The 4,305-nt window shown below is 54.3% G+C and carries 4 protein-coding genes and 1 pseudogene; 1 reads left to right on the top strand and 4 read right to left on the bottom strand.

Annotated elements, in window-relative coordinates; all coding sequences use genetic code 11:
- From DQ405_RS24810 to DQ405_RS24800, 3 genes and pseudogenes are all read right to left on the bottom strand, one after another.
- Positions 1-864 (bottom strand): DUF932 domain-containing protein (locus tag DQ405_RS24810; RefSeq protein ID WP_168426390.1); only part of this gene is annotated, 864 nt, incomplete at its 3' end.
- Between the two features lie 67 nt (positions 865-931).
- Positions 932-1,263 (bottom strand): annotated as a pseudogene (locus DQ405_RS27885) (hypothetical protein).
- A 587-nt stretch (positions 1,264-1,850) separates the two neighbouring features.
- Positions 1,851-2,765: a helix-turn-helix domain-containing protein gene (locus DQ405_RS24800; RefSeq protein ID WP_168426389.1), complete on the bottom strand. Its 915-nt coding sequence runs from the start codon at positions 2,763-2,765 to the stop codon at positions 1,851-1,853.
- Positions 2,766-2,943: 178 nt separating this feature from the next.
- Here DQ405_RS24800 and DQ405_RS24795 point away from each other — a divergent pair, with 178 nt between their 5' ends.
- A complete protein-coding gene (locus tag DQ405_RS24795; protein ID WP_168426388.1) occupies positions 2,944-3,624 on the top strand; it encodes a DJ-1/PfpI family protein in 681 nt (226 codons plus the stop codon).
- 295 nt (positions 3,625-3,919) lie between these two features.
- Here DQ405_RS24795 and DQ405_RS24790 read toward each other — a convergent pair.
- The coding region (locus DQ405_RS24790) for a helix-turn-helix domain-containing protein (protein ID WP_168426387.1) at positions 3,920-4,305 on the bottom strand (386 nt) is incomplete at its 5' end.

Here is a 4,305-nt window from a genome sequence, read left to right as displayed (position 1 = left end):
TTCGTGGTCGACGTACTCCGTCACGGCGTTGAGCAGGCCCCAGGCAGTTCCTTGAGCTGACTCCAGGGTTGACCCGCGGCCCTGACCTTCATACAGGCATTGCACCTTGCGTAGCGCCCGCTCGTTGGGAAGTACTGCCGGTAGTGGCATGTTCGGATTGGTATCACACAGCACGTTCATGAAGAATGCCATGGCTTCATGCCACTGAACTTTGCGTTCAGATAGCATTCGCATCCGGTGCATGAAGTTGTCCCATTGCGAGACGGCGATACCGAGTTGCTTTTTAACCGCCTGTGGATCGAAGCGCGTGCTGTGCGGCACCTTGATCGCTTTGGCCGAACCGTCCAGCGCAATAGTCAACGTGTTATTGCAAACTACCCGCACAGTTGTAGGTGTGGCCGTGGTAGCCAAGGTACCGTCACAGGAGGTGGCCAGCAGGAGATAACCATTGACCTGATCGTTGCCTTTCAAGGTCGTACCTTGACCAGTGCGGGCCAGCGCCCAAAATTTGCGACCGCCTTTGAGTACGCCGGCCGTTTCCAGCTCGTAGCCCGATACTTCAGTGAGGTCCCGATAGAACTCCAAGACCTCGCGCGGCTGCACGACCTGGTAGCGCTGAGAAACCACGGACAACGGGGCCTTAGTATCGGAGCGGTAGAGAACCTTCTGGTCAGGGAAGGTGTGAATTGAGCCAAGTGCACCGATGCTATCGGATTTGAAATGTACCGGGCTGTCCTGGATCTTCCAGTCCATACCCGCTTCGCGCTGCCAGATTTCGATGGGTTGTTTCGGAGAAAGGCGACTACCCAGACCGTGCCAGGGAGTTGCGCCAACATAAGCCATTTGTTCAATGAGATGAGCCATGGGAATAGGTCCTTTGACAGAGGGGGCGGCCCTGTTTGCATGAGAAAACAGGGGCTGACTCGATGAGTTAGCGATTAGCGCTGAAGCTGTAACCGCACTCTAGGCATTGATAGTTATTCAGTACCTTGTCATCGATCTGTTCACCGAGCGTGGCCCCGGCGATACCGCCAGCGACCCCTCCAAAACAACCCCCCTAAAAATCGCCCCAGCGACGCTTCCGATTGCGATGCCTATTGGGCCTCCAGCGACACCTAAAACAGCTCCAGCTTCGGCGCCGGACAGAGCGCCAGCTGTACCACTGGCGGCGCCGCCTGCGGCACCGATCAAACCGCCTGCTTGTTTCCCAATATTTTTCGTGACGATGCGTCCAGAGTTACAACTTGGGCAAGGGCTATACATACGCAGATCCTCTCAAATGATGAGCGTGCTAAGCGAAGTGCAGGCACGCCAAAATCCCAACTGCAGTCGATACAGGTGGGCGTTCATAGAGGTGATATAGGTCTGAAATATTTTTGATTATCCACGGGCGCACAGTCAATGGTCATACAGAATGGACGGTGGAAAGGCACTGGGCTGAACCTGCGCGGCCTGGCAAGATCAGCAGTTGACTAGTGCGACACTCGAGCCGGAGGGAGTATGAGGCAAACCCGCCCTACAACTGACCGACTATCGGGTCTCTCGGACCAGAAATCCATTGATAGCGCCCAGCGTTACGACAGTAAAAACTCAGGCTAAGGAGCTGGCATAAGGGCATGATTTTCTAGCATTTGTCCATGGGAAGTTCTTGATTCGCCGTAGTGAAACTACAGCGCTCCCATCCCGAATTTGTTGTGCCCCGAAAAATGTGCCGAGCGAGGTACTGTCATTGATCGCCAGCGGGATTGGCGATTGACGCATCAATGTGAGCGTGTCGGTCGTCCTGAAAATCCAAACCCATGGTCTGCGGGTATTTGGATTTTAGTTTACTGAGCTGAAAACGACGACGGTTACTCCGTCGGCGTCAGGCCAACGACCCTTCGGAACCGCGACCGGAAGGTCACCGCAGACCCGAATCCGGAAAGAAGTGCCGTTTGATCAATCGATGTATCGCTCTCCTCAAGCAATGCACGCGCTCGATCAATACGAGCGGTGAGAAGCCACTGTAAAGCTGTAGTACCGGTCTGTTCTTGAAATCGCCGAGCAAAGGTGCGAGAGCTCATGTTGGCACGAGCCGCAAGACTAACGACCGTGTGCGAACTGTTCAAATTGTCTCGCATCCATTCGATCAAGGGCATTAAGCTCGTTGGAGAGCTTGGAAGCTCCTGACGAATAAACTGGGCCTGACCACCATCACGGTACAGTGGCGCGACCGCTAGACGGGCAGTGTTTGCCGCAACAGACTGGCCGTAATCGCGTCGCACGAGATGCAAACACATATCTAATCCTGCTGACGCGCCGGCCGAAGTCACGATGCTTCCTTCATCGACGAACAGAACATTAGGTTCTACTTGTATCTCTGGGTGAAGCTTGGCCAAGTCCTCGGCGAAACGCCAATGCGTAGTAGCGCGTTTTCCGTCAAGAAGACCGCTCTCGGCAAGGATAAAAGCCCCAGTGCAGATTGACGCCAATCGTGCACCACGAACATATGCCTCGCGAAGAGCGATTCTTACCGTCTCTGGAACCTCTCCAAACGGGTCTTCACACCCTGGAATGACAATAGTGTGGGCTAGCTCAAGACGGTCGAGGCCGTACCGCACATGCATATCAAAGCTAGCGGCCCGAATTGTCCGCTCGGGTGCGCACACCTCCACCTCGTATGCGTTGCTGTTATCGACCTTAGAAGCCAAAGCGAAAACCTGATAGGCGATACCAAAGTCCAACGGCACCACGTCATTCAATACCATAACCGCAATTTTATGCACGGCGTTGACTCCTGCTCTCAAAATTAAATAACTGGCAGAAAACGATCGCTTGATGTCATTTAAGCCACTCACGTGTAGCGTCTGGCAGGAATACTCTTTAGTCAACTACGACGAGAGGAGACGGTAATGACTGATGAGCTGAGCAATAAGATTCAAGACCGCCAAACTGCAGATTGGCATGGTAATTTTTCCTGGCTTCACTCTGCAGGATTTGGCTGGCCCACAGACGGCGTTCGGCCTTCATGCCAAAACTCACATAATCTGGAAGACCATGGAGCCCGTTCCCACGGATATGGGCGTCACCATGAACCCCACGATCACGATTGATGACGTTCCAGATAACCTAGACGTGCTGTTCGTCGCAGGTGGCGGAGGAACCCCTGAAATCATGAAGGACCGGGAGTTGCTCGATTTCATTGCTCGCGCAGGACAGACTGCCACCTATGTAACCGCCGTATGCACAGGCTCTGTACTTCTTGCTATGGCGGGACTATTGGAGGGCTACCGTGCAGCGACCTACTGGCCTTTCTACGAACCCCTCATAGCACTGGGTATCGAGCCGAGCTACGAACGGGTATGCGTCGACAGGAACCGAATCACAGGTGGCGGTGTAACGGCAGGTATCGACTTTGCGCTGAAGGTCATCGCCGAGCTTAAAGGCCAGGATGCGGCAGAGTTTACTCAGCTTGTGCTCGAGTACGACCCGCAGCCGACAATGAACTCGGGGAATCCACGTACCGCGCGGCCGGAGATCGTCGCACAGATAAAGGGTCTGTGGGGGAGAACTGACGAGGCTGTGAGAGTCGCGAATGAGCATATGGAGCGTCGAGCGCAGTTATCAAAACTAGATCCCGCGTGATCGTTGCTCTGTAACGTTGTTCTCGGCGGACCTTGATCAGTCATTTCTGCGCCATGCCGCGGGGTCGCTCTAGGCTCAGTTCCTAAGCTGGCGTCAAGTTCAAGCATATAGCCCCGCGCGTACCTACGCGCGGGGGTTTTACGTTTAGAATGGCTCATTAGTGGCCCACTTGTAAGCACCCACGTGAATGCCATCTTTACAATCCTTCGCACGTTTCGGCTCCTTTTGAATGAATGGATTCAGCATTCTCAAGAGCCATAAGTCAGCGGGTGCATCCAGGATGAGTTCGGCTTCGCTATGTACCGCTATTGATTATCGAGCACTCACCACTCAACCGATTCTCGCGGCGGACATACTGCGGTGAATATCCATGCAGTCGAACGAACGCCCTACGCATCCGTTCTGGGTCAGTAAAACCGACCGCCTGAGCAATCTGCTCGATCGGCTCGCTACCTTCTTGCAGACGTAAACACGCCGCTTCGACGCGCAAGCGTTCCACTGCTTTAGCTGGTGTTTCACCTGTCTCTCGGCGGAATGCTCGTCCGAATTGTCGCAGGCTCAATCTCGCCGCATCGGCGAGTCTCTCAATGGGCAACTCCTCGGCCAGATGCTCTCTCGCGAATTTCAGCGCAATACGGATGCGATCTGACTCTGGCTCCATTTGTGACATCGCGGAAAACT

The sequence above is a fragment of the Pseudomonas sp. SST3 genome, from assembly GCF_003325755.1.
Note: the sequence above shows the minus strand (reverse complement) of the source record. Positions and strands in the feature narration are given on the sequence as shown.

Bases quoted from the DNA above. Each gene is read 5' to 3' on its own strand.
- DQ405_RS24795 (WP_168426388.1), top strand. From the start codon at position 2,944: ATGGTAATTTTTCCTGGCTTCACTCTGCAGGATTTGGCTGGCCCACAG.